Genomic DNA, 26,426 nt, shown 5'->3' with positions numbered 1-26,426 from the left:
GGCTGTGGCCCGTCCCGTGGTCGGGGCGGGCCACGGCCGTCTGCGCGGCGCGCGAGGTCAGAAGACGTTGAGGACGATCGTCGAGCCCTTGGGCGCAGTGCGCCCGTCACCGCCCGGGGGGTCCTGGGCGTAGACGATGTTGAGCGGGTGGATGCCCTGCGGGTAGCGGACCTCCACCTGGAAGCCCGCGTCCTTCAGGGCCTTCTCGGCGTCGGCGACGTTGCGCGTGCTGACGTTCGGAACCTCGACGAGCGGGGGCCCGAGCGACACCACGAGGTTCACGGTGTCCTTCCGGTGGGCGTCGGAGCCCTGCTCGGGGTCCTGGCGGATCACGAGCCCTGCGCCGACGGTCTCGGAGTACTCCTCGGTGACCGCGGGGTTGAGACCCTGCTCCTCGAGCGCGGCGACCGCGGCGTCCTTCGCGGATCCCGTGACCTGCGGCACGACGACGGGCGCGGGCCCGGACGAGACGGTGAGCACCACCGGCACGTCGTGCCGGATCGTGGCGCCCTCCTCGATGACGTTGCCGTCGGGGTCCTTCACGGCCATGACCTGGCCCGACGGCACCTCGTCGTGCGGCGTGGCGACGGGGTCGCCGAGCGTCAGGTCGGCGCCCTCGATCGCGGCGGTCGCCTCCTCCTGCGTCGCGCCCACGAGGCCGGTCGGCACCGTGAGCATCCGCACGCCCTTCGACACGACGAGCTGCACGCTGCCGTCCTTGCGCACGTCCTCGCCGGACGCCGGGTCGGTCGCCACGACGGCGCCCTCGGGCACGGCGTCGTCGTAGCGCTCCTCGACCGTGTGGGAGAGGCCCGCGTCGTCGAGGATCGCGACGGCCTCCGGGCGCGACGCCTCCACGAGGCCGTCCGGGACCTGGGTGTAGGCGCCGGGCCCGGACGAGAACCACCACGCGGCGCCGCCGCCGACGCCCGCGAGGACGAGGAGGACGACGAGCGACCAGACGACCACGCGGCCGTGGCCACGTCGCCGCGCCGGGGCCGGGGCAGCAGGGGGCGGCGGGGCGGGCCGCGTGGTCGGCGCGACGACGTGCCCGACGGCGAGCGGCTCGGTGAGGCCCGCGGCCTCGCGGTCGCGCAGGCTGAGCGCCGCGAGGGACGCGGTCACGGCGGCGGACGGGTCGTCGGGCTCGGTCCGCGGGCCCGGTCCCGGCGGGGGCGGCACGACGGCGGACCCCCCGGCGGGCGGGTCGACGCGCCGCTCGAGGTCGGCCGGGTCGAGCGCGGCCCGGGTCGAGCGCACCAGCGCGAGCGCGGCGCCGGCGTCGGCCGGGCGGTCGGCGGGGTCGCGCGCGGCGAGCGCGCACAGCAGGTCGTCGACCTCGGGCGGGATCCACGGGGCGACGTCCGACGGCGGCGGCACGTCGTTGTTCACGTGCTGGAACGCGACCTGGATCGGCGTCGTGCCGGTGTGCGGGACGGTGCCGAGCAGCATCTCGTACGCGAGGATGCCCGCGGCGTAGACGTCGGTGCGGGCGTCGCACGTGCCGGTCGCGATGAGCTCGGGGGAGAGGTAGGCGACGGTCCCGAGGATCGTGCCCGTCGTCGTCGCGGTCACCTCGTTCACGGCGCGCGCGAGACCGAAGTCGGTGACCTTGAGCCGGCCCTCGGTGTCGAGCAGGACGTTCTCGGGCTTGATGTCGCGGTGCACGAGCCCCGCGCGGTGGGCGGCGGCGAGCGCGTCGAGCACGTGGTCGAGCACGTCGAGCGTGCGACCCAGCGTCAAGGTGCGCTCGGTGAGCATGGTGCGGCGCAGGTTCGACCCCGCCACGTACTCCATCGTCAGGTAGCTCGTGTCGCCGTCGAGGCCCTGGTCGTACACGGCGACGAGGCCCGGGTGGGTGAGGCGGGCCGCGGCGCGCGCCTCACGGCGGAAGCGGGAGACGAAGTCGGCGCCGGACGCGCCCTCGGCGAGGTGGGGGTGCATGACCTTGAGCGCGACCTCGCGCTCGAGCCGACGGTCGATCGCGAGGTACACCGTTGCCATGCCGCCTCGCGCGATGCGCGAGACGACCTCGTACCGCCCGTCGACCAGGCGGCCGACGAGGGGATCGGTCGTCACGGTGGCCACGGGGAGAGTCTAGGTGGCCAGGTGTCACGATCCGGTGAGCGCGGCGCGCACGGCGTGGGTGTCGTGCGGAGGCACGCCGTAGGCTTGCCCGGTGACCGATCGCGACACCAGCCCCCGCCCCACGCTCGACGACCTCGTCGGCGAGTGGCTGACCCTCCCCGACGTCGCCGAGGCGCTCGGCACCGACGTCGGCAAGGTGCGCCGTCTCGTGCAGGAGCGGCGCGTCGTGGGCGTGAAGCGCGGCGAGCGCACGACGTTCCAGGTCCCGGCGCGCTTCCTCGTGCCGCTGCACCTGGTCGACCCGGCGAACGCCGGCCGCCCGGACGAGAGCGGCCGCGTGGGAGTCCTGTCGAGCCTGCAGGGCACGATCGTCGTCCTCACCGACGCCGGCTTCGACGACGCCGAGATCCTCGAGTGGCTCTTCACGCCGCACGACGAGCTCGGCGAGGCCCCGTTCGACACGCTCCTCAGCGGGCACAAGGCGCGCGTGCGCCGCGTGGCGCAGTCCGAGCTCTGACGCGTTCCGCCCGCCGCCCCGATCGTCCGGGCCTGTGCCGGGCCTGTGCCGGGCCGACGGGCGGCAGTGCGGTCAGGCCGTGCGCTCGACGGCGGCGCGCGCGAGCAGCGCGAGCATCGTCGCGCCCGGCTCCGCGAGCCCGGCCCCGTCGAGGGCGGCCGCGGCGCGCTCGGTGAGCTCCGCGATGAGCGACTCGACGGCGTCGCGCGCGCCCGTCTCGACGAGGACGGCGCGCAGGTCCTCCACCGTGGCCGGGTCGAGGTCCGGGTCGCCCAGGTGCGTGAGCAGCAGCTCGCGCTGCGCGGGCGTCGCCGCGGCCAGCGCGCGCACGACGAGCACCGTGCGCTTGCCCTCGCGCAGGTCGTCGCCGGCCGGCTTGCCGGTGACCTGCGCGTCGCCGAAGACGCCGAGCACGTCGTCGCGGAGCTGGAACGCCTCGCCCACGGGCAGGCCGAACGCGCTCGTCGCGGCGACCGCGTCGTCGTCAGCCCCCGCGAGCGCCGCGCCGAGCGCGATGGGGTGCTCCACGCTGTAGCGCGCGGACTTCGAGCGGATGACGGCCCGGGCCCGCTCCTCGTCGGCCGCCGGGTCCTCGCCCCACGGCAGGACCTGCGCGTGCACGTCGAGGTACTGGCCGGCCGTGACCTCCGTCTGCATGCGGCCGAACACGCGTCGCGACCGCCTGGCGACCGCGGGCGCGAGGTCGTCGAGCGCGTCGCCGAGCTCCCGGTGGCTCGCGATGAGCGCGAGGTCGCCGAGCAGGATCGCGGCGTTCTCGCCGTACCGCGCGCCGTCGCCGGACCAGCCGAGGTCGCGGTGGCGCGCCGCGAAGGCGCGGTGCGCCGTCGGGCGGCCGCGCCGGGTGTCGGAGGAGTCCATGACGTCGTCGTGGAAGAGCGCCGCCGCCTGGAACAGCTCGAGCGCCGCGCCGGCGCGCAGCACCGTCGACCGGTGCGGGCCCGCGGCGTCACCGCCGTGCGCGCGCCACGACCAGTAGCAGAACGCGGCGCGCAGGCGCTTGCCGCCCGCGAGCAGCTCCTGCGTCGCGTCGGCGAGCAGGTCCGTGTCCGGGTGGGTCCCGGCGAGCTCGGCGCGCAGCGCCGCGGTCGAGGCGTGCAGGGCGTCGTCGACGCCGGCGCGCACCCCCTCGCGGTCGACGAGCGCGGCGGGGCTCGGATCGGTGAGGTCCTCGGACGCCTGGGGAGGGACGGAGGGCGAGGTCGGCAGCGACGGGTTCGGCACGGGGGCAGCCTATGCGGAGCGGGCGCCACCCTGCCCGCCCGGTCTCGTGGCGGTCGGGCGGCGCGGCACCTCAGCCGGGGGCGACCTGGCCGCTGATCGTCACGAGGCGTTCCGTCTCGTCGTCGAAGACGCCGACGGCGACCGACTCGGTCGGGGCCTCGGGCGCCGTCGTGCGGACGAACGTGGTGAGCGAGGTGAGCGCGCTCGGCACGGTCGACGGCGACACCGCGAAACCGGCCACGCCCAGCGTGTCGGTGTAGTAGGCGGTGAGCGCCTCGACCGTGTCCGTGGAGCGCAGGTTCAGCGTGACGTCCACGAGCGCGCCGTCCTGCGACGGCCGCGCCGAGCTCGCGAGCACCTCGGCGCCCGGCGCCACCGGGACGAGCGCGGCGGGAAACCCCTCCACCAGGTCCCCGACCGCCGAGGCGGCGTCGTAGTCGGGCAGCGGCGTGCCCGGCGCGCCGGAGTCGGCGTCCGGCGCCGGTTGCTCCTCCCGGGGTGCCGCGGCGCCCTGCACGTCGCCCAGGTCCGCCTGGCACCCCGCGAGCGTCGAGCCCAGCACGGCCGCGACGAGGACGACGGCGGCCCGGCCGGCGGGGGAGAGCGCCGGGTGCGCGGCGGCGCGGGTTCGTGGTGGCACGCGCACACCGTAGTCACCCGCGCGTGCGCGAGCCACCACCGAGGTCGGGGGCCGACCACAGCCCCGGGTGCCCGCCCCGCGTCGTCCACAGCCGGGCGGCGGGCGCCCCGCACGCCGCCCCGACCGACTGGGATGGGCGCATGACGACCCTCATCCGGGCCCAGGGCCCGCGCGAGCTCCTCGCCTACGTCCCCTTCCGGCTCGGCTACCGACCGCAGGACAGCGTCGTCCTCGTGGGGCTGCGGCCACCGCGCGGCCGCATCGGTCTCGTCGTGCGCGTCGACGTCGCCGACGCGGCGGACGTCGAGCACGGGCCGCAGCTCGCGCGGTCCGTCGTGGGGCACCTCGCGGCCGACGGCGCACGCCGCGTCGTGCTCGTCGTCTACTCCGACGCGCCGCTGCGCGCGGCGGGCGTCGCGGCCGCGCGGGTGCGGGCCGCCGTCGAGCACTGCCGCGAGGCCGCCGAGCCGCACCACGGGCCCGTCGAGGCGTGGGTCGTGTCGTCGACGGGCTGGTACGCGCTCGACTGCCCCGAGGACGACTGCTGCCCGCCGGAGGGAAGGTCGCTGCGCGAGCTCGAGTCGAGCGAGGTCGGCGCGCACATGGTGCTGTCCGGGGCGGCGCTCGCGGACTCGCGCGAGGAGGCGCTGCGGATCCCGCCCGCGGGCGCGGACGCGCGGCGCCGTGCCGCGCGCGCGGCACGGCGGGTGCGCGACCGTGCCCGGTCCGTGGCGGCCGGCGACGACGTCGCGTCCCGGGTCGCGGCCCGGGTGTCCGCCCTCGCGCTGTGGCGGACCGCGGTCGCGCAGGTCGTCGCGCGCGACCGGGCGAGGGACGGCGGGCGGGCCGACGGCGGACCGGTCGGCGACGGCGCCGGTGCCGCGGTGCCCGCCGCGACGGTCCTCGGGCGCCTGGCGGCGGGCCTGGAGTCGGTCCCTGTGCGCGACGCCGTGCTCCTGTCTCTCGTGCCGGGGACCGACGACCTGCCGGACCGCACCGTGCGGGGCGGGGACGTGGACGCCGGGACGGGCCGCGCCATCGCGGCCGTCGTGGACCCAGGCGCGGGCCTCGCGCCCGACCCGGCGGTCACCGGACCGGCGAGGGCCGTGCTGGAGGGCGTGGTCGCCCACGCGCCGCGCGGGAGCACCGCGCCCGCGCTGACGCTCCTGGCGCTCGTGGCCTGGTGGCACGGCGACGGCGGCCGGGCCCGTCGGCGGCTGGCCGAGGCGCTCGCGGAGGACCCGACGTACCGGCTCGCGCTGCTGCTCGCGAGCGCGCTCGACGCCGGGGTCCCGCCGGGCTGGGTCCGCGCGGACGCGTGCGCCGACACGCACGACGTCGGGTAGGTTCGACGCAACACGACCTGCGGTCGCCCCCGCGGCCGGCCGCACCCACGAGCCGTCTCCGGAGGACACATGAGCGTCGTCGTCGCGCACCTGAGCACGCCCGAGGGTCGCGAGGCTCTCGACAGCGCGGCCACCGAGGCCGTCCGGCGCGGCACCGACCTCGTCGTCGTCGTGACCGAGGCCTCCATGGCGACTCCCGAGCTCGTCGCCGCGCACGAGGACGACCTGCGACGCGTGGAGGCACGCCTCGAGGGGACGGGCACGACGCTGCGCCGCGAGCAGGGCTCGTCGGACCTCGCGGACGACCTCGTGGGCGCCGCGGAGCGGTCGTCGGCGGACCTCATCGTCATCGGGCTGCGTCGGCGCAGCCCCGTGGGCAAGCTCATCCTCGGCTCGAACGCCCAGCGCATCCTGCTCGACGCGCCCTGCCCCGTGCTGGCCGTCAAGCCCGAGCGGCCCGCCGGCGTCTGAGCCGCCGCGCGTCGGCGCGCGGACGTGGATCCCTGCGGTCCGGCGCGCGGTGGGCGCCGGGTGAGGGGCAGGGTGGGCGGGGGAATCTTCCAGGGTCCCGACCCGTTGTACACGTCACGAACCGGGTGACGAACGTCGTGACGACGTGGTGCGCCGGGCCGTCGGGAGGCGGTCAGGTCCGACATCACCCCGTGTCGCGGCGTCCGGCGCACGGATCGCCGGTACAATATAGGTAGTCCGCCAGAGCCCGACGACTCACCGTGAGAGTCCAGAGCAGCCCGCACTTCACGGTTCACGTCCCCGCTCCGGCGGCCCTACCGCCCCCCATGATTGCCGAAAGGTCGGTTTGTGGCGCCCTCAACCCCGATTTCCGCACTCCCGCGAGAGTTCGAGCACCCCGCCCTGCAGGAGCTCCTGCGGCGCGGCAGCGCGAACGGTCGCGTCGACGCCGAGAGCTTCCGCACCGCGTGCGAGCAGGCTGCCGTCAACGACGCCAAGCGGCTGAAGGCGGTCTTCCGCGCGCTCGCGGGCGCCGGCGTCGAGGTCGACATCCCGACCACGACGAAGGTGGCCGCGGCGGCTTCCCCGCGCAGCACGACGACGGCGCGCACCAAGCCCGCCGCGACGAAGTCCGCGTCGGCGACCAAGCGCACGACCACGACGAAGGCCGCCCCGGCGGCCGACGCCGAGGGTGCGGAGACCCCGTCGACCGGCCCCGCCAAGCCCGCCGCCCGCAAGACCGCGGCCAAGGCCCCCGCCAAGTCCAAGGCGACGCCCGCGCGCGCCAAGAAGAAGGACGACGACGAGGACGACGCCGAGGTCGAGATCGAGGACCTCGAGATCGACGTGACCGAGGACGAGGAGGCTGCGGAGCCGGGCGCCAAGAAGGCTGCCGTCGCCGCGCCGAGCGACGAGCCCGAGGAGACCGGCTTCGTCGTCTCCGACGCGGACGAGGACGACGCCCCGGTCCAGCAGGTCGTGACCGCGGGTGCGACGGCCGACCCGGTCAAGGACTACCTCAAGCAGATCGGCAAGGTCGCGCTGCTGAACGCGGAGCAGGAGGTCGAGCTCGCGAAGCGGATCGAGGCCGGTCTGTTCGCGGAGGAGAAGCTCGCGGCCGAGGGCGACGACCTGGACCGCAAGCTCAAGCGTGAGCTGCAGTGGATCGCGCACGACGGCAAGCGGGCGAAGAACCACCTGCTGGAGGCGAACCTGCGTCTGGTGGTGTCGCTGGCCAAGCGGTACACGGGTCGCGGCATGCTGTTCCTGGACCTGATCCAGGAGGGCAACCTCGGTCTGATCCGTGCGGTCGAGAAGTTCGACTACACCAAGGGCTACAAGTTCTCGACGTACGCGACGTGGTGGATCCGGCAGGCGATCACGCGAGCGATGGCGGACCAGGCGCGCACCATCCGTATCCCGGTGCACATGGTCGAGGTCATCAACAAGCTCGCGCGCGTGCAGCGTCAGATGCTGCAGGACCTGGGCCGGGAGCCCACGCCCGAGGAGCTCGCCAAGGAGCTCGACATGACCCCGGAGAAGGTCGTCGAGGTCCAGAAGTACGGCCGCGAGCCCATCTCGCTGCACACGCCGCTCGGCGAGGACGGCGACTCCGAGTTCGGCGACCTCATCGAGGACTCCGAGGCCATCGTCCCGGCGGACGCGGTGAGCTTCACGCTCCTGCAGGAGCAGCTGCACCAGGTGCTCGACACGCTGAGCGAGCGCGAGGCGGGCGTCGTCTCCATGCGGTTCGGCCTCTCGGACGGCCAGCCCAAGACGCTCGACGAGATCGGCAAGGTCTACGGCGTGACGCGTGAGCGCATCCGTCAGATCGAGTCGAAGACCATGTCGAAGCTGCGCCACCCGAGCCGCTCGCAGGTGCTGCGCGACTACCTCGACTGAGTCGGTAGGTCAGTTCTCGACGAAGCCGCAGGTTGGGGCGCGTTTAGCACGCATCCCGGGCCTGCGGCTTCGTCGTGCAGCGTTGCTCGTACAGATATCCGCGCTAGTGTCGCGACGCGTGAGCACATCACCGGGTGCCGCCCTTGATCTGCGGGCGCTCTGCTCGCACCGAAGATGCGGACGGCACCACGAGCAAGCGTCAACGCGGCGTGCTCGCGTTCGTCTCGTCCGCGGCGTCTACGGCGCGACGTGGCGTGAGGTCGCGGACGCGCTCAAACGTCATCACGGGTAGGCGTCGGGCGCGCTTAGAACGTGCCGTTTGCGTTCGGGTTATGCGTCGAGCCCGTCCCGGAACGGACGAATCCCGCGATCGACACGGTAGGCGGGTCTGCTGGGGGTCAAACCCGCGGCTAGCTCTTGCGTCGTCGCCCCGTGTGTCGTTGCCGGATCGACTCGATGACCACGCCGATGACGACGAGAACGGCGAGGGTCCCGATACCGACGCGGAGCGGGTCCCACCCGTCCGAGATTGCGCCGACGACCACCCCGGTGAGCGTGCAGGCCATGGCGACTATCAGCAGCAGTGCGATTCTGCGAGTGTTGCCGGTGGGCGTGGTCATTCGCTCACGGTAGGACCGGCGGGGATCGCTCGCTCCAGCGGATGACGCCTCAGAACTCGTGTGCGCGTCCTCCGGCGCGTCCGGACGCCTGTTCTGCTGTAGTCCGTCGCGGTGACGAGCCTCGGAGCGCCCTGGGACGCTGGCGGCTCTGGGCCGGGCCGATCGCGTACAACGTCGTCGGCCTGTGGGCAGTAGTGACGTCGGGAGTTTCCGTTGCGTGCTCGCATGACGAACTGGTCGACACCGCTGTTCCTCGTGCGCTTCACGCGGAGGGCTGGAATCGCTGTGAATCAACGGTTGTGCGCAGCGCCCACCTAGAGTGCGCGACCACCTCGACCGACACGTCGCGGCGCGCGGCCGGTGCACGCCGCCGGCCGCCCGTCGTCGTCGCACGACGAAGGCCCCGAGGAGATCTCCTCGGGGCCCTCGTCGTGTCTGAGGTCGTGGCGCGGGGACCGGGCGGTGGAGCCGGCCCCCGCGGTCGTGCGCTCCTGGTGCGGGACGGTGCTCGGCGGACCGGCGCGTCAGCGCGCGCCGTGCTCCGCGAGCAGCTTGTCGGTCTCGTCCTGGATGGACGTCGCGAGGTCGGTGTAGGCATCCGCGTGCGCCCGCGCGTGGTGGCCGCAGAACAGCAGCTCGCCGCTCGGCAGGACCACACGGACGTACGCCTGGGCCCCGCAGCGGTCGCAGCGGTCGGCCGCGGTCAGCGGTTCGGTGGTGGTCGTCGTAGCAGTCACATGAACATCAAACCATCCCCTCCTGAGGTTTCGTCCCGGGGGAGCGCCGGGTTCGCTACCCGCGAAGCGCGCTCTCCCGCGCCGTCGCCTCCCGTCGACATCCCGCCGGATCCCGCCGGATCGCGCGGCGTCCGCGGCAGCGCGGCGGGGCAGCACCGCGCTGTGGGCGCCCTCGTCTAGGCTTGCCGTCGTGACGACCACCTCCGCTGAGTCCAGCTACACCGCTCGGCACCTGTCCGTGCTCGAGGGCCTCGAGGCCGTGCGCAAGCGCCCGGGCATGTACATCGGCACGACCGACTCGCGCGGTCTCATGCACTGCCTCTGGGAGATCATCGACAACTCGGTCGACGAGGCGCTCGCGGGCAACTGCTCGAAGATCCGGGTCGTGCTGCACGCCGACAGCTCCGTGACGGTCGAGGACGACGGCCGCGGCATCCCCGTCGACATCGAGCCGAAGACGGGCCTGTCCGGCGTCGAGGTCGTCTTCACCAAGCTCCACGCGGGCGGCAAGTTCGGCGGCGGGTCGTACACGGCGTCGGGCGGCCTGCACGGTGTCGGCGCGTCCGTCGTCAACGCGCTGTCCTCGCGTCTCGACGTCGAGGTCGACCGCGGCGGCAAGACGCACCGCATGACCTTCCACCGCGGCGAGCCCGGCGTGTTCAGCGACCCGAAGACGGGCCCGACGCCGGACGCCCCGTTCGAGCCGTTCGTGTCCGGGTCCGAGCTCGCGGTCGTCGGGAAGACGAAGCGCGGCGTCACCGGCACGCGCGTCCGCTACTGGGCGGACCGCCAGATCTTCCTCAAGACGGCCGTCTTCTCCTACGACGAGCTCGTCACGCGCGTGCGCCAGACGACGTTCCTCGTCCCCGGTCTCGAGATCACGGTGCGCGACGAGCGCGGCGTGCCGGGGACGCCGGGGGAGTCCGGGCCGCACGAGGAGACGTTCGTGCACACGGGCGGGTCGGTCGACTTCGTCGACTTCCTCGCGCCGGACACCCCCGTCACCGCGACGTGGCGCCTCACGGGCTCGGGCTCGTTCACGGAGACCGTCCCGGTGCTCGACGACCGGGGTCACATGACCCCGCAGGCGGTGCAGCGCGACTGCGAGGTCGACGTCGCGCTGCGCTGGGGCACCGGCTACGAGACCGAGGTCCGCAGCTTCGTCAACATCATCGCCACGCCCAAGGGCGGTTCCCATCTCGGCGGCTTCGAGCAGGGTCTGCTCAAGGTGCTGCGCAAGGCGGTCGAGACGAACGCGCGCCGCCTCAAGGTGTCGACGAAGGACGCGTCCGAGCGCATCGAGAAGGACGACGTGCTCGCCGGCCTGACGGCCGTCGTCACCGTGCGCCTCGCCGAGCCGCAGTTCGAGGGCCAGACGAAGGAGGTCCTCGGCACGGCGCCGGTGCGCGGCATCGTGGCGCGCGTCGTCGAGAAGGAGCTGAACGCCCTCCTCACCTCCACCAAGCGCGACGAGAAGACGCAGGCCGCGCTGCTGCTCGACAAGGTCGTCGCCGAGATGCGCGCGCGCATCACCGCGCGCAAGCAGAAGGAGATCTCGCGGCGCAAGAACGCGCTCGAGACGTCGTCCCTGCCGGCCAAGCTCGTCGACTGCCGCAGCGACGACGTCGAGCGCAGCGAGCTGTTCATCGTCGAGGGCGACAGCGCGCTCGGCACCGCGCGCCTCGCGCGCAGTTCCGACTTCCAGGCGCTGCTGCCCATCCGCGGCAAGATCCTCAACGTGCAGAAGGCGTCCGTGAGCGACATGCTGCGCAACGCCGAGTGCACCGCGATCATCCAGGTGCTCGGCGCCGGGTCGGGGCGGTCGTTCGACCTCGAGGCCGCGCGCTACGGCAAGATCGTGCTCATGACGGACGCCGACGTCGACGGCGCCCACATCCGCACCCTGCTGCTCACGCTCTTCTACCGGTACATGAAGCCGCTCGTCGAGGCGGGCCGCGTCTTCGCTGCCGTGCCGCCGCTGCACCGCATCGAGGTCATCGGCGCCGGGCGCCGCAAGAACGAGTACATCTACACGTACTCCGAGGCCGAGCTCGCCGCGACGCTCAAGAAGCTCGACAAGGCCGGCCGCCGCTACAAGGACGACATCCAGCGGTACAAGGGCCTGGGGGAGATGGACGCCGACCAGCTCGCCGAGACGACGATGGACCCGCGCCACCGCACCCTGCGTCGCGTCACGGCCGAGCACGCCGAGGCGGCGGAGCGCGTGTTCGAGCTGCTCATGGGCAGCGACGTCGCGCCGCGCAAGGAGTTCATCGTCGCCGGCGCGGCCGAGCTGGACCACGCCCGCATCGACGTCTGACGATGTCCGCCGGGCAGGACGCGCGACGGGCGGGCGACCCCGACCTGGTCCGGCTGCTGCGGCGCACCGTCCTGCTGGTCGCGGGGCTCAACCTCGCGTACTTCGTCGTCGAGCTCACCGTCGCGCTCGCGGCGGGTTCGGTGTCGCTGCTCGCCGACAGCGTGGACTTCCTCGAGGACACCGCGATCAACCTGCTCATCGCCGTCGCGCTGGGTTTCCCGCTCGCGCGGCGCGCGGTCCTGGGCAAGGCGCTGGCGCTGCTCATCCTCGTCCCCGCGCTGTTCGCGGCGTGGGAGGTCGTGCGCCGGTTCGGCGACCCGCCCGCACCCGAGGTGCTGCCGATCGTCCTCGCCTCGCTCGGCGCGGTCGTGGTCAACGGGGTGTGCGCGTGGCTCCTCGTCCGCGTCCGCCATCACGGCGGGTCGCTGAGCCGGGCCGCGTTCCTGTCGGCCCGCAACGACGTGCTCGTCAACGTCGCCGTCATCGCGATGGGGCTCGTGACCGCGTGGACCGGGTCCGGCTGGCCGGACCTCGTGCTGGGGTGCGGGATCATCCTCCTCGCGGGCCACTCCGCGTACGAGGTGTGGGAGGTCAGCGAGGAGGAGCGGCTGGCGGCCAGGGCCGTCGCGGGCGAGGAGATCGGGTGAGGGGCCGTCGTCCGACAGGCGGGCGACCCGGCGCGAGCCGGGCGGCGCTCCGTACGCTGGCGACGTGACCCTCCGAACGCTCCGCGCCACGTCCGCGCGCCCGCTCACCGCCCTGACCGCCGTCCTGCTCACCGCGGGCCTGCTGGCCGGGTGCTCGTCCGCCGACGAGCCCGCCGCCGACACCACGTCGACCTCCACGGCGACCGCGGGCGAGGAGTCGAGCGCCCCGGCCGACGACGCGACGGACGAGGCGCCCGGCGACGAGTCCGGCGACGACGAGGACGCGCCCGAGCTCTCCTACGAGGGGCGCGAGGGCGCGACGGCCCTCGACCTGCTCCTCGAGGCGGACCCGTCCGCCCAGGTGACCGGTGAGGGCGAGAACGCGTTCGTCACGGCGATCGACGGCGTCGCCGCCGACCCGGACAGCGAGTTCTGGGCCCTGTACGTGAACGGCGAGATGGCTACCGTGGGTGCAGGCTCGCTCGAGACGAAGGACGGGGACGAGATCACGTGGAAGCTCGAGACGTTCACCTCGTGACGCGCTCGGAGAGCACGGCGCTGCGCTGGTGGCGGCCGGCGCTCGTCGTCACGCTCGCGGCGCTCGCCGTCGTGTGGCGGCTCGTGCGCGCCGACCTCGGCGCACCCCCGAACCTCGAGCTCGTCACCGCGGCGACGTTCGCGGCGACGATCCTGCTGCGCTCGCGGTGGGCGTTCGTCGTGCCGCTCGCGGTGACGGTCGTGTCCGACGTCGTGCTCGGCAACACGGCGATCGCGCTGTTCACGTGGAGCGCGTGGCTCGTCGTCGGGCTGGGCTCGCTGCTCGCGCGGAACACGACCGGGTGGCGCCGCGTCGGCGCGGGCGCGGCGTTCGGCGTCGCGGGCTCGCTGTGGTTCTTCGCGTGGACGAACTTCGGCGTCTGGCTGCAGGGCCGCGGCGGCTGGTACCCGGCGGGAGCGGACGGGCTCGTCGCGAGCTACGTCGCGGGTCTGCCGTTCCTGCGCACCATGCTGCTCGGCAACCTCGTGCTCGTGCCGCTGGTCGCGGCCGGGACGCTGCTCGTGGACCGGCTCGAGGCGTCGCACGGGATGGTCGGCGCCCGCGCCGTCCCCGCCGCGCGGTAGCGTGGTTGGTACCGGGCGCCGCACGGGCTGAGCCCGCGACGGGCTCGGCCGGGGCAGGAGGAGGACACCCATGGTGGGACACCGGATCTTCGGCATGAGCTTCGCGAGCCTCTACCCGCTCTACGTGACCAAGGTGGAGCGCAAGGGGCGCACGAAGGACGAGCTCGACCAGGTCGTCGGCTGGCTCACCGGCTACGACGACGCCGGCCTCGCGCAGGCGATCGCCGACGAGATCACGCTCGAGGAGTTCTTCGACCGGGCGCCTGCGTGGAACCCGAACGCCTCGCTCATCACCGGGGTGATCTGCGGCGTCCGCGTCGAGGACATCGAGGACCCGCTCATGCAGAAGGTGCGCTACCTCGACAAGCTCGTCGACGAGGTCGCGCGCGGCAAGAAGATGTCGTCGATCCTGCGCGGCGAGGCGGCCACCGCCTCCTAGCGGCGCCCGCGGCTCACCCGAGCTCTTCCGCGAGCCCGACGATGATGCCGCCGGGCCCCCGCAGGTAGCAGAGGCGGTACGCGTCCTCGAAGCGTACGACCTCACGCAGCACCGCCCCGCCGTGGCGGGCGAGGCGCTCGACCGTGTCGTCGAGGTCGTCCACGGCGAACATCACCCGGTGCAGGCCGAGCACGTTCGGCGGGGCGGTGCCGAGCCCCAGGTCGAGCGGCGCCGGCGCGTGGTACCGCGTGAGCTCCAGCCGCCCGGGGCCGCCGGGGACGCGCATCATCGCGATCTCCGAGCGGAGGTCGTCGAGCCCGACGACGCGCTCCGCCCACCGCCCCTCGATCGTCATCCGGTTCTCGAGCTCCATCCCGAGCTCGGCGAAGAACGCGATGGCCGCGTCGAGGTCGTCGACGACGACGGCCACGTTGTCGAGGCGCTGGATCGCCACGGGTGCCTCCTGAGGTGTTGGGGCTCGGTGGGTCGTCCGGGGTGCCGGTGAGGTCCGGCGCCGAGCAGGGCGTCAGGCGTCCTGCCCGACGCCGCGCCCCGGCTCGCTCATGTCGCCCGTGCCCGGCGTGCCGTCCGCGAGGCCGTAGCGCAGCAGGACCGTGCCCGTCGGGCTCGGTGCGGGAGGCTCGAGGAGGGTGAGGTTGGTGGGGACGGCGCCGCCGTCGAACACGGTCTTGCCCGCGCCGAGCACGATGGGGTGCACCCACAGGTCGAGGCGGTCGAACAGCCTCTCGGTCAGCAGCGTCTGCACCAGGTCGAGGCTGCCCACGACCTTGACGTGCTCGTGCCGGTCGCGCACCTCGCGCACCGCGGCGGGCAGGTCCGGGCCGAGCAGCGTCGACCCGGCCCACGGCAGGTCCGGCGTGCCGCGCGACGCCACGTACTTGGGGATGCGGTTGAACAGAGCCGCGAAGTCGTCGTCCTGCCCGCCCTCCTGGAACGGCCAGTACGCCGCGAAGATGTCGTACGTGCGGCGCCCGAGCAGCAGCGCGTCCGTGCCCTCGTACGCCGCAGCGATCTGCTCGCCCGCGACGTCGTCGAGCAGCGGCGCCTGCCACCCGCCGAACGCGAACCCGCCCTCCGAGTCCTCCTCCGGCCCGCCGGGCGCCTGCCCGACGAGGTCGAGGGTCGTGAACAGCTCGATCTCGATGCTTCCCATGGCTCGGCTCCCGCGGCGTCGTGGTCTCGGTCACGGGTAAGACGTCGTCCGGTCGCCGAACTCATCGACGCGGCGGCCGGGCGGGTCAGGTGGCGGGCGGTCCTGCGTCGTCGGGCTCGTCCGGGACCCACCGCAGGACGTCTCCGGGCTGGCACCCGAGGACGCGGCAGACGGCGTCCAGCGTCGAGAAGCGCACGGCCTTCGCGCGCCCGTTCTTCAGGACGGCGACGTTCGCCGGCGTGATGCCGACCGCGGCGGCGAAGTCGCCGACGGACATCTGCCTCCGCGCCAGGAGGACGTCGAGGTCGATGATGATCGGCACCTAGATCACCGCGGCCAGCTCGCGGCGGTCGGCGGTCGCGGCGCGGAGCAGCGCGCGCAGCACCACGACGAGCAGGGCCAGCGCGCCCCCGCCCACGAGCGAGCCGAGGAGGCCGAGGAGCACGAGCGGCCCGCCGAGCTGCGCCCCGAACGTCAGGTGACCGAACACCGTCGCGGCGAGGATCGCGACCGTGACCACGCACCCGATCACCACGGTGACCGAGCGCAGCGCGCGCGGGTCGAACACCTCGTCGCGGGCGGCGAGGCCGAGCAGGCGCCACACCGCCACGAGGGCGACCTCGACCGCGAGCAGCGCCAGCACGGCCAGCACGGAGTACGGGACCACGAGGCTGCGGACCTCCGGGTACTGCGCCCCGACCTCGGCCGCGAGGAGGGGGGCGAGGAACATCGACAGCGCGGTGCCGAGGACCACGAGGACGAGGAGCGCTCGTGTGCACGCGACGAGGGGAGGTCTCATCTATCGATTGTCGATAGATGAGACGGCCCTGTCAATGACCGAGGCACGACCCGTTGCGCGAAGGGGGAAGCGCGCGGCCGGGCGGTATCCGCTGTACCCGTCCGCCGGCGGCGTCGGCCCCGGGTGCTCTCTCGTCCGCGGAGCGGTCGATCAGCCGAGTCACAGCGTGGCGTCCCAAGATCCTGCGGATCCTGGCCTGTGGATAACGGGTGCCCTCGCCGTCGCGGCGTCTACCGTCCGGTCCAGGAGCCCACGACCAGGAGGATCGTCATGCGCGACCAGCACGAGCGCACGTGCCAGCACGAGCGAACGACAGCTGTCCCTCACACGGGGCGCCTTCCCCGTGCTCGCCTCGCCACCCGTCGGAGAGCCGCCGTCGGTCGCGTGCTCTCGGGACTCGGGGTCGCCGTCGTCCTCACGGTCGTCCCCGGCTGCGCGCTGCCCGTCGTCGAGACCGACGACGGCGCGACCCCTGCGGCGGCGGTGACGCCCCAGAGCGAGGGCGAGCCGGCGACCCTCTCCGGGGCCGAGTACGCGATCGTCTCGGGCCAGCCGGTGCGGACGCCCTGCTGGTCCTACGAGGGCCCGGAGGCGTTCGTGAACAACATCTCCTCGGACCAGGAGGAACACTGCCACGGTGCCCTCGAGCTCTGGGGCGAGGTCGTCGACGGGACGGTGGTGCCCACGGGCGTCGGGGCGGTCTACGGGCAGGTATCGGTCGAACCGGTGCGGGTCGCGACGTCCGAGGCGTGGGGGGTCGGGACCGATCTCGGGGGAGCGGTCGACCTCCTCGCGGACTCGTACTTCGCGGAGAACGGCAGCATCCTCAACCTGCACGAGGCGACCACCCTCGACGGCGTTCCGGCGAACATCACCCGGGTCGAGGGGACGTTCGAGGAGACGCGGACGAAGGCCTTCATCACCGCCTTCGCACCTGAGCGGTTCGCGTCGGGCGCGGACGAGGTCCAGTTCTTCGTGATCGCGATCGTCACCCCCTACGACAACGGCGACGAGCTCATCGAGCAGGTCACGGGCACGTGGACGTGGTCCTGACGCTGCCCCCCCGGTCGCCCCGGAAGGACGCCCCGCGGCTGGCGATCGTCAGACGCTGAAGTACTTGGCCTCGGGGTGATGAAACACAAAACAATCTGTCGACTGCTCCGGGTGGAGCTGGAGCTCCGCGGAGAGCTCGACACCCACCCGCTCGGGGCGCAGGAGCTCGACGACCTTGGTGCGATCCTCCATGTCCGGGCAGGCCGGGTAGCCGAGCGAGAAGCGGGCGCCGCGGTACTCGAGCTTGAACATGCCTTCGACCTCGGTGGGATCCTCGTCGGCGAACCCGAGCTCGGCGCGCACGCGCGAGTGCCACATCTCGGCCAGCGCCTCGGTGAGCTGCACCGACAGACCGTGGAGCTCCATGTACTCGCGGTAGTGGTTCCCGGCGAACAGCTTCGCGGTGTGCTGGTCGACGCTCGCGCCCATGGTGACGAGCTGGACGGGCAGCACGTCGTACCGGCCCGTCTCTTCGACCCACGACCGCGGCTTGACGAAGTCGGCGAGGCACAGGTGCCGGTCGCGGCGCTGGCGCGGGAACGTGAAGCGCAGCCGCTCGGTCCCGGGCTCGCCGCCCGACCCGCCGTCGGGCGCGCCGATGCCCGCGAGCCCGGGACCGTGGTGTGCGACGACGACGTCGTCGCCCTCCGACCACACCGGGAAGTACCCGTACACGACCGACGGGTCGACGACGCCCTCGGTGCGGATCCGCTCGTACCAGGCGTTGAGGCGCGGGCGACCCTCGGTCTCGACAAGCTCTTCGTACGACGCTCCGTCGTCACCCCGGCCGGGCTTGAGCCCCCACTGGCCCATGAACGTCGCGCGCTCGTCGAGGAACGCCGCGTACTCCGCAAGCTGGACGCCCTTGACGAGACGCGTGCCCCAGAACGGGGGAGCGGGCACTGGGTTGTCGGCCGCGACGTCGGACCGCGCGGGCAGGTCCTCGACGGGTGTCTCGGTCACGGTGACCACGGCGTGCCGCCGCTTCTTCAGCGCGGGCAGCCCGACGGCGTCGGGCGACTCGCCGCGCGCGACGCGCACGAGCGGCTCCATGAGGCGCAGGCCCTCGAACGCGTCGCGCGCGTACCGGACGACGCCGGGGAACTGGCCCGCGAGGTCGTCCTCGACGTACGTGCGGGTGAGCGCCGCGCCACCGAGCAGGATCGGCCAGCGGCCGGCGAGCCCGCGCGACGTGAGCTCCGCGAGGTTCTCCTTCATCACGACGGTGGACTTCACGAGCAGCCCGGACATGCCGATGACGTCGGCGTCGTGCTCCTCGGCTGCCTCGATCATCGCGGAGATCGGCTGCTTGATACCGATGTTCACGACCGTGTAGCCGTTGTTGGTGAGGATGATGTCGACGAGGTTCTTGCCGATATCGTGCACGTCGCCGCGCACGGTCGCGAGCACGATCGTGCCCTTGGACCCGCTCGAGCCCTCGATCTTCTCCATGTGCGGCTCGAGGTAGGCGACCGCGGTCTTCATGACCTCGGCGGACTGCAGCACGAACGGGAGCTGCATCTCGCCGCGGCCGAACAGGTCGCCCACGACCTTCATGCCCTCGAGCAGGTGGTCGTTGACGATCTCGAGCGCCTTGATCCCGGACGCCATCGCCGCGTCGAGGTCCTCCTCGAGACCCTTGCGCGCGCCGTCGACGATCCGCCGCTCCAGCCGCTCGCCGACGGGCAGCGCCGCGAGCTCCGCCGCGCGCTGGTCCTTGAGCGCCGCCGAGTCCACGCCGTCGAACAGCTCGAGCAGCCGGGCGAGCGGGTCGTGCACGAGGTTCCCCTCGTCGTCGTACCGCCGCCGGTCCCACACGAGGTCGAGCGCGGCCTCGCGCTGCTCGGCGGGGATCTGCGCGAGGGGGAGGATCTTCGCGGCGTGCACGATCGCGGAGTCCAGCCCCGCCTCGACCGCCTCGTGGAGGAAGACCGAGTTGAGCACGGTGCGCGCGGCGGGGTTGAGGCCGAACGACACGTTCGACACCCCGAGCGTCGTGTGGATGCCGGGGTAGCGACGCGTGATCTCGCGGATCGCCTCGATCGTCTCGATCGCGTCGCGCCGCGTCTCCTCCTGGCCCGTGGCGATGGGGAACGTCAGGGCGTCGACGATGATGTCGTCGACCCGCAGGCCCCAGTCACGCGTGAGCGTCTCGACGAGCCGCGTGGCGATCTCCACCTTGCCCGACGCGGTGCGCGCCTGGCCCTCCTCGTCGATCGTCAGCGCGACGACGGCCGCCCCGTGCTCGACGACGTGCGGCATGATCCGCGCGAACCGCGACGTCGGCCCGTCGCCGTCCTCGAAGTTCACCGAGTTCACGACGGCGCGCCCGCCCACGAGCTCGAGGCCCGCCGCGATGACCTCGGGCTCCGTCGAGTCGATGACGAGCGGGAGCGTCGACGCGCTCGCGAGGCGCGAGACGACCTGCTTCACGTCCGCGACGCCGTCGCGCCCCACGTAGTCGATGCACACGTCGAGCAGGTGCGCGCCGTCGCGCGTCTGGGCGCGCGCGATCTCGACGCACTCGTCCCAGTTCTCCGCGAGCATCGCCTCGCGGAACGCCTTCGACCCGTTGGCGTTCGTGCGCTCGCCGATCGCGAGGAACGACGCGTCCTGGTGCAGGTCCGTGTGCGAGTACAGGCTCGCGACGCCGTTCTCGCGCTCCGGGTGGCGCTCGACGACCGGCCGCGCGCGCACCGCCTCGACGACGCGGCGCAGGTGCTCGGGCGTCGTGCCGCAGCAGCCGCCCACGAGGCCCAGGCCGAACTCGGTGACGAACTGGGTGTGCGCCGCGGCGAGCTCGTCGGGCGTCAGCGGGTACGTCGCCCCGTTCGGGCCGAGCACCGGCAGCCCGGCGTTGGGCATGCACGTCACGGGGATCTCCGCGTGCCGCGACAGGTGCCGCAGGTGCTCGCTCATCTCGGCCGGGCCGGTCGCGCAGTTGAGCCCGATCGCGTCGACGCCGAGCGCCTGGAGCGTGGTCAGCGCGGCCCCGATCTCGGAACCCATGAGCATCGTGCCCGTGGTCTCGACCGTCACCTGGACGATCACGGGCACCTCGCGCCCGACGTCGCGCATCGCGTTCCGCGAGCCCGTCACCGCGGCCTTCGCCTGGAGCAGGTCCTGGCTCGTCTCGACGAGGATCGCGTCGGCCCCGCCCTCCAGGAGGCCTGCGGCCTGCTCGGCGAACGTGTCGCGCAGGTGCGCGTACGTCGTGTGCCCGAGGCTCGGCAGCTTGGTCCCGGGACCCATCGAACCGAGCACCCAGCGCGGGTGGTCGGCGGTCGCGTGGGCGTCCGCCCGCTCGCGCGCGATCCGCGCCCCGGCCGCGGCGAGCTCGCGGATCCGGTCGTCGATGTCGTAGTCCGACAGGTTGGACCAGTTGGCGCCGAACGTGTTCGTCTCGATCGCGTCCACCCCGACCTCGAGGTACGCGTCGTGCACCGCGGCGATGATGTCGGGCCGCGAGACGTTGAGGATCTCGTTGCAGCCCTCGAGCCCCTGGTAGTCCTCGAGCGTCGGGTCCTGCTCCTGGATCATCGTGCCCATCGCGCCGTCCGCGACGACGACGCGCGTGCGCAGCGCCTCCGCGAGGGCCCGGGAGCGGGCGTCGGCGAGGTCCTGAGGAACGACGGTCGGCATGCTCGCAGCGTAGATCGCGTGCGGCGCGGCACGGGGAGCCGTCTCAGCGGGCCGACGCGCCGCGCCCGGACGGCACGGGAAAAGCACGTGCCCGACGGCGTGGGTCCCCCTACCGTGGTCGCCATGTCCTCTCCCTCGACGACCGACCGCGCCGAGGCGGCGCCCCCGACGCTCGCTCCGATCGCCGAGCGCGCCGCCGCCCCCTCGACCCTGCCGCCGGTGACCGCGGGCGGACTCACGTGGCGCTCCGCCACGCCTGCCGACGCGCCGGCCCTGCTCACGCTGCGCAACGACATCGCGGAGGCGGACGACGAGCCGTACCGCGAGACGCTCGCGGAGATCGAGGAGATCTTCACCGCGCCGTGGCGCGACGTCGCGGCCGACTCGATCGTCGGCGTCGACACCGACGGGACGCTGCGCGCCTACGGGATGGTCGACACCAACCCGGGGGACGCGCGCACCGTGCGGGCCTTCCTCGGCGGCGGCGTCCACCCGACCCACCGGGGGCGCGGGATCGGGCGCGAGGTGCTCGCCTGGCAGGTGGCCCGTGCCCGGCAGGTGCTCGCCGCGAGCGGCAAGGAGCTGCCCGCGCGGCTCGCCGTCTTCGGGGAGGACACCGACCCGCCCGAGAAGGCGCGGCTCTACGCGCGGTTCGGGTTCGTCGCCCGCCGCTTCTACTCCGACCTGCGTCGCGACGTCGCGGCCCCCGTGCCCGACGTCCCGCTCGACGGTTCCCTGCACGTCGTCCCGTGGTCCGCCGAGCTCGACGAGGCGACGCGCCTCGCGCACAACGACGCCTTCCGCGACCACTGGGGGAGCGAGCCCCGCACCGCCGAGGCGTGGACGCACGGGCGCAGCGAGTTCGCGCCGCAGTGGTCGTTCCTCGTGGTCGACGACGCGCCCGACGCCGACGCGCTCCTCGCCGACCCGGCCACCGACCCCGAGACCGCCGCCGCGCTGCGCGCCGGCGAGCCGCTCGTCGTCGGCTACGAGATGGCGGGCCGGTACGACGAGGACTTCTCCGTGCGGGGGTACACGTTCGGGTACACCGAGCTCCTCGGCGTCCGGCGCGCGTACCGGGGGCGCCGCGTCGCCGTCGCGGCGCTCGCGGCCGCGATGCGCGCGTTCGCGGCGGACGGCATGCAGTACGCCGCGCTCGACGTCGACACGGAGAACCCGTCCGGTGCGCACGGCCTCTACGCGAGCCTCGGCTACGAGAAGGTCACCGGCTCGCGCATGTACTCGATCGAGCTCTGAGCGAACCCGCACCGGAGCTCGCGGAGCCACGAGGCAGCGCCGGAGCCCTGAAGAAGACTCGTCAGAGCGCCGTCGCGCACCAGCGTTCGAGGTCCGCGACGGCGGCCTCCTCGTCCTCGGACGAGCACTGCCACCAGGCGGAGAGCATGAAGGAGCCCGTGAGCTCGTACCGCCACTCGTCCCGGCACGCGGCACGGTGGCGGGAGGCGTGGTGGTTCGTTCGAGCCTCGCGGTCCAGGACGTCGAGCCAGGGCGGGACCTTCCCGGTCGCGACGACGCAGGCCTCGAAGACTTCCGCCGCGCGGACCGGGCCCGCCTCCCGGCGCAGCGTCGCCATCCACCACGCATCGAGAAACTCCCTGATCGACGACGACTGCGGGACCGGCCAGGTCGACCACCCAGCGGCCGCGAGACCGCGTGCTGTCAGGTACGGCTCGGTCTCCCCCTCGGCGAGGGCGCGGACGGCGGCGGGGAGCACCCGGCGGATCATCGCCGGCTGGTCGTCCCAGTGGAGCGGCTCCTTCCCGGCGACCCGGACCGCGAGCTCTCGCGGCACCGCGACGCCGGGCGTGCGGAGCAGCAGCAGCTCGGCCTCGGAGAAGCAGCGCCCACAGTCGCCCTCGTCGATCGCGACCGAAGCGTCGCGGAAGACCTGCGCGACGCGTGCGGTCGCGGCGACGAGGGCGTCGTCCGCTGCGCTACCGGTCACAGCGTCGAGGCGGAGAGCGCGTCGCAGTCCTGGAGCGTGCCGCCCTCGTAGCCGGTCGTGAACCAGCGCTGGCGCTGCTCGCTCGACCCGTGGGTCCAGCCCTCGGGGTTCACCTGGCCGGTCGCGGCCTCCTGGATGCGGTCGTCGCCGACGGCGGACGCCGCGGACAGCGCGTCGTCCAGCTGCTGCTTGGTGATCGGTGCGAGGAACGTCACGCCGGTGTCCGGGTCGACGGTGGTCGCCGCGTGGCCCGCCCACATGCCGGCGAGGCAGTCGGCCATGAGCTCGATGCGCACGGAGTCGGACTCAGGGCCCGTGCCCTGCCGGTCCGCCGAGTCCATGGCGCCGGTCAGCTGCTCGATGTGGTGCCCGAACTCGTGCGCGACGACGTACATCTCCGCGAGGCCGCCGTCGTTCGCACCGAAGCGGTTCGTCAGGTCGTCGTAGAAGCCGAGGTCGATGTACACCGTCTGGTCGGGCGGGCAGTAGAACGGCCCGACGGCGCTCGTCGCCGCGCCGCACCCCGTCGAGACCTGCCCGGTGAAGCTCACGACCTCCGGCAGCGCGTACTCGACGCCGGCCTGCTGGGGGAGGGCCTCGGTCCAGTAGGCGTCGAGCGACTGGACGGTGCCGTTGAGCCGGCACTCGCGCGTCGTGTTCGCCTGCTCGGCGGTGCACGTGTCGATGTACTCCTGCTGGCCGTCGCCGTACGCGCCGGAGTCCGACCCGTCGCCGCCGGTCAGCGCGCTGAGGTCGACGCCCGTCTGGTTGCCGACGAACGCGATGAGCAGCGCGACGAGCACCGCGCCGATCCCGCCGCCCGCGATCATAGGGCCGCGCCCGCGGCCGCCACCCTTGCGGACGCGTCCGCCCTCGAACGATCCGCCCTCCTGGAATGTCACAGGGGAACGCTACCCCCGGGCGCGGTCGCAGGCCTCAGAAGCGGACCAGCGCGCGCAGCACCCGCGCGAGCAGGTCGTGGTCGCCGCGGTGCTCGTGCCGCTCGACGGGCCCGACGACGGGCGCCGGCGGCTCGCGACGCGGCAGCGTGCCGGGGTCGTCGCCGGGTGCCTCGGCAACGGTCTCGGCCAGGTAGGTGTCGACGAAGTCGACGAGGAACCGCTCGACGCGGCGGCCCGTGAGGGCGATGTTCCAGTCCGTCGGGCCCACGAGGATGACCGACAGGTCCTGCCCCAGCAGGTAGACGAAGACGCACGCCTCGGCGGTGTTGAGGATGCAGCGCGCCGAGCTGCCCGGGACGGCCGGGCCCTGGGTGAGGGCTGCGGCGACGGCCCGCGCCACCTCGACGACCGGGCCGGGGGAGGGGCCCGCGCTGCCGAGGACCCGGCCACCGGGACCGAGCGCGAGCACGTGCGCCTCGTGGTCGAGGGCGTCGTCGATGCCCCGCAGCACGTCCACCACGCTGCGGGGGGCGACCCGCCCGCGCTGGTCGAGGGCGTCCGCGACCACGGGCGTCAGAGCGACAGCGACTCGTCGAGCTGGGCCAGGCCGCGGCGCGCGAGCGCGAGGTTCGCCCGTCCGCGCTCGAGCACGAGGTAGGAGAAGGTGCCCCGCAGGCTCTCGCGCTGCGACAGGCGGATGAGGTGGTACTGGCGGCCGAGCGTGATGAGGATGTCCTCGATGCCGTCCTCGAGCCCGAGCTGCTCGATCGCCCGGAGCTTCGCGCGGATGACCTCGGTGTTCGCCGCCGCGGCGAGCTCGAGGTCGAACGGGGCGGCCTGCTTCTGGACCAGGGCCAGGCCGCTGCTGTAGTCGACGACCGCGATCGCGATCGCCCCGTCCAGCTCGAGGACCTTGCTCAGTGCTGCTTCGGCGTTGCTCAACGTGCTCTCCTTGCTCGGGTCCCCCCGCCATCTCCTCGGCGGTCCGGGACGTCCGGAGGCTAGCACGATGGGCTGATTGTCCCGTTCTGTTCCCTGTGTGTGGGACCGCCGTGGGGCGGTCCGGGGGGCGTCGAGAGAAAGACCGCGCGGGAGCGGGCGCGCGGCCCGTAGAATCGTCGGGCCCCGTCGATCGGATCGCCCCACCAGGCTGGATCCACCGGGGTCACCCTTCGGAGAGGACCTGCACGTGATCACCGCCCACGGCGTCGAGCTGCGCGTCGGCGCCCGCGTCCTGCTGCACGAGGCGACGTTCCAGATCGCCGCGGGCGACCGGATCGGCCTCGTCGGCCGCAACGGCGCCGGCAAGACGACCCTGACCAAGACCCTCGCGGGCGAGACCCAGCCCACGGCGGGGAAGATCACGCGCGGCAACGACATCGGCTACCTGCCCCAGGACCCGCGCACGGGCGACCTCGAGGTCATCGCGCTCGACCGGGTCCTCTCGGCACGCAACCTCGACAGGATCGTGCGCCAGATGCGCGAGACCGAGGGCGCGATGGCGAGCGCGGACGCGGAGACGCACGAGGCCGCGATGGAGCGCTACCCCAAGCTCGAGGCGCGGTTCCTCGCGGCCGGCGGGTACGCGGCCGAGAGCGAGGCGCACCGCATCACGAGCAACCTCGGTCTCGACGACCGCGTGCTCGGCCAGCCGCTGAGCACGCTGTCCGGCGGGCAGCGCCGCCGCATCGAGCTCGCGCGCATCCTTTTCTCCGGCGTCGAGACGCTGCTCCTCGACGAGCCGACGAACCACCTCGACGCCGACTCGATCGTCTGGCTGCGCGACTACCTCAAGTCGTACAGCGGCGGCTTCGTCGTGATCTCGCACGACGTCGAGCTGCTGCGCGCGACGGTGAACAAGGTGTTCCACCTGGACGCCAACCGCGGCGAGCTCGACCAGTACAACCTCGGCTGGGACGCCTACCTCGCGCAGCGCGAGTCCGACGAGCGCCGTCGTCGTCGCGAGCGGCAGAACGCCGAGAAGAAGGCGGGCGCGCTCCTCGCCCAGGGCGAGAAGATGCGCGCCAAGGCCACCAAGGCCGTCGCCGCGCAGCAGATGATGCGCCGCGCCGAGAAGATGCTCGCCGGCATCGAGGGCGAGCGCCAGAGCGACAAGGTCGCGAAGCTGCGCTTCCCGAAGCCCGCACCGTGCGGCCGCACGCCGCTCACCGCGAGCGGGCTGTCCAAGGCCTACGGCTCGCAGGAGGTCTTCGCGGGCGTCGACCTCGCGATCGACCGCGGCAGCCGCGTCGTCGTGCTCGGCCTCAACGGCGCCGGCAAGACGACGCTCCTGCGCATCCTCGGCGGCGTCGAGCAGCCGGACACGGGCGAGGTGCACCCGGGCCACGGCCTGAAGATCGGCTACTACGCCCAGGAGCACGACACGCTCGACATGGACGCGACCGTCGTCGAGAACCTGCGCCACGCGGCGCCCGACCTCACGGACACGCAGGTGCGCTCGGTGCTCGGGTCGTTCCTGTTCTCCGGCGACGACGCGGACAAGCCGACGAACGTGCTGTCCGGCGGGGAGAAGACGCGCCTCGCGCTCGCGACGCTCGTCGTCTCGGCGGCGAACGTGCTGCTCCTCGACGAGCCGACGAACAACCTCGACCCCGCGTCGCGCGCCGAGATCCTGGGGGCGCTCAAGACGTACGAGGGCGCGGTCGTCATGGTCACGCACGACGACGGCGCGGTCGAGGCGCTCGAGCCCGAGCGCGTCCTCCTGCTGCCCGACGGCGACGAGGACCTGTGGAGCGACGAGTACGCGGAGCTCGTCTCGCTGGCCTGACCGGGCCGCTC

The 26,426-nt window shown here is 73.4% G+C and carries 26 protein-coding genes; 12 read left to right on the top strand and 14 right to left on the bottom strand.

Features of this window, described 5'->3' with window-relative positions:
• Nucleotides 1-57: 57 nt before the first annotated feature.
• Nucleotides 58-2,088, bottom strand: a complete 2,031-nt coding sequence (gene pknB, locus HKK73_RS11210) for a Stk1 family PASTA domain-containing Ser/Thr kinase (RefSeq protein ID WP_171468019.1) — start codon at nt 2,086-2,088, stop codon at nt 58-60.
• 91 nt (nt 2,089-2,179) lie between these two features.
• On the opposite strand from pknB, the gene HKK73_RS11205 reads away from it, so the two are divergent.
• Nucleotides 2,180-2,605, top strand: coding sequence for an Rv2175c family DNA-binding protein (locus HKK73_RS11205; RefSeq protein ID WP_034655478.1), 426 nt, complete (start codon nt 2,180-2,182; stop codon nt 2,603-2,605).
• A 72-nt stretch (nt 2,606-2,677) separates the two neighbouring features.
• Here the strand turns inward: HKK73_RS11205 and HKK73_RS11200 are convergent, their stop codons facing one another.
• On the bottom strand, nt 2,678-3,847 hold the full coding sequence (locus HKK73_RS11200) for a polyprenyl synthetase family protein (RefSeq protein WP_253705624.1): 1,170 nt from the start codon (nt 3,845-3,847) through the stop codon (nt 2,678-2,680).
• Between the two features lie 70 nt (nt 3,848-3,917).
• Nucleotides 3,918-4,487 carry a hypothetical protein gene (locus HKK73_RS11195; protein WP_171468018.1) on the bottom strand — a complete coding sequence of 190 codons (570 nt, stop codon included), beginning with the start codon at nt 4,485-4,487 and terminating at the stop codon, nt 3,918-3,920.
• A gap of 140 nt (nt 4,488-4,627) precedes the next feature.
• Here HKK73_RS11195 and HKK73_RS11190 point away from each other — a divergent pair, with 140 nt between their 5' ends.
• The 3 genes from HKK73_RS11190 to HKK73_RS11180 all read left to right on the top strand — a co-directional run bounded on the left by HKK73_RS11190 (nt 4,628) and on the right by HKK73_RS11180 (nt 8,206).
• A complete protein-coding gene (locus HKK73_RS11190; protein WP_171468017.1) occupies nt 4,628-5,833 on the top strand; it encodes a DUF4192 domain-containing protein in 1,206 nt (401 codons plus the stop codon).
• 69 nt (nt 5,834-5,902) lie between these two features.
• Nucleotides 5,903-6,304 (top strand): universal stress protein, encoded by a 402-nt coding sequence (locus tag HKK73_RS11185; protein WP_085387770.1) that lies wholly within the window; start codon nt 5,903-5,905, stop codon nt 6,302-6,304.
• A gap of 348 nt (nt 6,305-6,652) precedes the next feature.
• Nucleotides 6,653-8,206, top strand: coding sequence for an RNA polymerase sigma factor (locus HKK73_RS11180; RefSeq protein ID WP_171468016.1), 1,554 nt, complete (start codon nt 6,653-6,655; stop codon nt 8,204-8,206).
• 410 nt (nt 8,207-8,616) lie between these two features.
• On the opposite strand, the gene HKK73_RS11175 is transcribed toward HKK73_RS11180, so the two are convergent.
• Entirely contained in the window at nt 8,617-8,826 is a 210-nt protein-coding gene (locus HKK73_RS11175; protein WP_137280644.1) for a hypothetical protein, read from the bottom strand.
• A gap of 524 nt (nt 8,827-9,350) precedes the next feature.
• On the bottom strand, nt 9,351-9,563 hold the full coding sequence (locus tag HKK73_RS11170) for a hypothetical protein (protein ID WP_021479923.1): 213 nt from the start codon (nt 9,561-9,563) through the stop codon (nt 9,351-9,353).
• Nucleotides 9,564-9,753: 190 nt separating this feature from the next.
• Between HKK73_RS11170 and HKK73_RS11165 the strand changes: the two genes are divergently transcribed.
• The 5 genes from HKK73_RS11165 (at nt 9,754) to HKK73_RS11145 (ending at nt 14,091) form a co-directional block, all read left to right on the top strand.
• A complete protein-coding gene (locus tag HKK73_RS11165; RefSeq protein ID WP_034655589.1) occupies nt 9,754-11,883 on the top strand; it encodes a type IIA DNA topoisomerase subunit B in 2,130 nt (709 codons plus the stop codon).
• Between the two features lie 2 nt (nt 11,884-11,885).
• Nucleotides 11,886-12,530, top strand: coding sequence for a cation transporter (locus tag HKK73_RS11160; protein WP_171468015.1), 645 nt, complete (start codon nt 11,886-11,888; stop codon nt 12,528-12,530).
• Between the two features lie 64 nt (nt 12,531-12,594).
• Nucleotides 12,595-13,068, top strand: a complete 474-nt coding sequence (locus HKK73_RS11155) for a DUF4430 domain-containing protein (protein WP_171468014.1) — start codon at nt 12,595-12,597, stop codon at nt 13,066-13,068.
• Nucleotides 13,065-13,652 (top strand): DUF6580 family putative transport protein, encoded by a 588-nt coding sequence (locus HKK73_RS11150; protein ID WP_171468013.1) that lies wholly within the window; start codon nt 13,065-13,067, stop codon nt 13,650-13,652. Before HKK73_RS11155 ends, HKK73_RS11150 begins: the two co-directional genes overlap by 4 nt.
• A gap of 70 nt (nt 13,653-13,722) precedes the next feature.
• Nucleotides 13,723-14,091: a DUF2200 domain-containing protein gene (locus HKK73_RS11145; RefSeq protein ID WP_171468012.1), complete on the top strand. Its 369-nt coding sequence runs from the start codon at nt 13,723-13,725 to the stop codon at nt 14,089-14,091.
• A 13-nt stretch (nt 14,092-14,104) separates the two neighbouring features.
• Here the strand turns inward: HKK73_RS11145 and HKK73_RS11140 are convergent, their stop codons facing one another.
• From HKK73_RS11140 to HKK73_RS11125, 4 genes are all read right to left on the bottom strand, one after another.
• Nucleotides 14,105-14,545: a VOC family protein gene (locus tag HKK73_RS11140; RefSeq protein ID WP_171468011.1), complete on the bottom strand. Its 441-nt coding sequence runs from the start codon at nt 14,543-14,545 to the stop codon at nt 14,105-14,107.
• Nucleotides 14,546-14,617: 72 nt separating this feature from the next.
• The gene (locus HKK73_RS11135) at nt 14,618-15,265 is read right to left on the bottom strand and encodes a dihydrofolate reductase family protein (protein WP_171468010.1); all 648 of its coding nucleotides are present in this window, start codon (nt 15,263-15,265) and stop codon (nt 14,618-14,620) included.
• A gap of 85 nt (nt 15,266-15,350) precedes the next feature.
• The gene (locus HKK73_RS11130; protein ID WP_171468009.1) at nt 15,351-15,587 is read right to left on the bottom strand and encodes a helix-turn-helix transcriptional regulator; all 237 of its coding nucleotides are present in this window, start codon (nt 15,585-15,587) and stop codon (nt 15,351-15,353) included.
• A complete protein-coding gene (locus HKK73_RS11125; RefSeq protein ID WP_081599868.1) occupies nt 15,588-16,064 on the bottom strand; it encodes a DUF2975 domain-containing protein in 477 nt (158 codons plus the stop codon).
• A 384-nt stretch (nt 16,065-16,448) separates the two neighbouring features.
• On the opposite strand from HKK73_RS11125, the gene HKK73_RS11120 reads away from it, so the two are divergent.
• Nucleotides 16,449-17,117 (top strand): hypothetical protein, encoded by a 669-nt coding sequence (locus HKK73_RS11120; protein WP_171468008.1) that lies wholly within the window; start codon nt 16,449-16,451, stop codon nt 17,115-17,117.
• A gap of 48 nt (nt 17,118-17,165) precedes the next feature.
• Here the strand turns inward: HKK73_RS11120 and metH are convergent, their stop codons facing one another.
• Nucleotides 17,166-20,759, bottom strand: a complete 3,594-nt coding sequence (gene metH, locus HKK73_RS11115; protein ID WP_171468007.1) for a methionine synthase — start codon at nt 20,757-20,759, stop codon at nt 17,166-17,168.
• A gap of 123 nt (nt 20,760-20,882) precedes the next feature.
• On the opposite strand from metH, the gene HKK73_RS11110 reads away from it, so the two are divergent.
• Complete coding sequence (locus HKK73_RS11110; RefSeq protein ID WP_171468006.1) at nt 20,883-22,016, top strand: GNAT family N-acetyltransferase; 1,134 nt, start codon at nt 20,883-20,885, stop codon at nt 22,014-22,016.
• A 61-nt stretch (nt 22,017-22,077) separates the two neighbouring features.
• On the opposite strand, the gene HKK73_RS11105 is transcribed toward HKK73_RS11110, so the two are convergent.
• From HKK73_RS11105 to HKK73_RS11090, 4 genes are read right to left on the bottom strand one after another with little or no spacing between them, the layout of a single operon-like run.
• Nucleotides 22,078-22,725 carry a hypothetical protein gene (locus HKK73_RS11105; protein ID WP_171468005.1) on the bottom strand — a complete coding sequence of 216 codons (648 nt, stop codon included), beginning with the start codon at nt 22,723-22,725 and terminating at the stop codon, nt 22,078-22,080.
• Nucleotides 22,722-23,627 (bottom strand): neutral zinc metallopeptidase, encoded by a 906-nt coding sequence (locus HKK73_RS11100; RefSeq protein WP_085387780.1) that lies wholly within the window; start codon nt 23,625-23,627, stop codon nt 22,722-22,724. Before HKK73_RS11100 ends, HKK73_RS11105 begins: the two co-directional genes overlap by 4 nt.
• Before the next feature lie 34 nt (nt 23,628-23,661).
• Entirely contained in the window at nt 23,662-24,195 is a 534-nt protein-coding gene (locus HKK73_RS11095; protein ID WP_051027827.1) for a hypothetical protein, read from the bottom strand.
• A gap of 5 nt (nt 24,196-24,200) precedes the next feature.
• The gene (locus HKK73_RS11090) at nt 24,201-24,569 is read right to left on the bottom strand and encodes a hypothetical protein (RefSeq protein WP_021481118.1); all 369 of its coding nucleotides are present in this window, start codon (nt 24,567-24,569) and stop codon (nt 24,201-24,203) included.
• A 247-nt stretch (nt 24,570-24,816) separates the two neighbouring features.
• Between HKK73_RS11090 and HKK73_RS11085 the strand changes: the two genes are divergently transcribed.
• Nucleotides 24,817-26,415: an ABC-F family ATP-binding cassette domain-containing protein gene (locus HKK73_RS11085; RefSeq protein ID WP_021481119.1), complete on the top strand. Its 1,599-nt coding sequence runs from the start codon at nt 24,817-24,819 to the stop codon at nt 26,413-26,415.
• Nucleotides 26,416-26,426: the final 11 nt, after the last annotated feature.

The sequence above is a fragment of the Cellulosimicrobium sp. 72-3 genome (genome assembly GCF_013127315.1).
In the GTDB taxonomy this organism is placed as follows: domain Bacteria; phylum Actinomycetota; class Actinomycetes; order Actinomycetales; family Cellulomonadaceae; genus Cellulosimicrobium; species Cellulosimicrobium funkei.
This window is presented reverse-complemented; position numbering and strand designations above follow the sequence as displayed.